This is a genomic window from Salifodinibacter halophilus (assembly GCA_012999515.1).
In the GTDB taxonomy this organism is placed as follows: Bacteria; Pseudomonadota; Gammaproteobacteria; order Nevskiales; family Salinisphaeraceae; genus Salifodinibacter; species Salifodinibacter halophilus.
In genome coordinates this window covers 1-269 of sequence record JABEEB010000279.1, presented here as the reverse complement: position 1 = coordinate 269, position 269 = coordinate 1, and the positions used below count along the sequence as shown (strand labels likewise).

Below are 269 nucleotides of genomic sequence, written 5' to 3'. Positions count from 1 at the left end.
ATCCCGTACGGCCAGATGCTCGTCGCCCGCAACTACGACAAGCCGGGCGTCATCGGCTTCATCGGGACCGTCCTCGGCGAGAACGACGTGAACATCGCCGGGATGTTCAACGCCCGCCGCGCGAAGGCCGGCGGCGAGGCGCTGACCGTCTACAACCTCGACGACGACGTGCCGGAGAGCGTCCGCGAGAAACTCCTCGCCGACGACCGCATCATCGACGTGGACCTCATCACGCTCTGAAGCGGCTGACCCGCACCTCTTTCTGAAAG

General features: G+C 65.4%; 1 protein-coding gene. It reads left to right on the top strand.

Features of this window, described 5'->3' with window-relative positions:
- Nucleotides 1-240, top strand: a 240-nt coding sequence (locus tag HKX41_11660; GenBank protein ID NNC24789.1) for a phosphoglycerate dehydrogenase, incomplete at its 5' end; no start/stop codon positions are given.
- Between the last annotated feature and the right edge of the window lie 29 nt (nucleotides 241-269).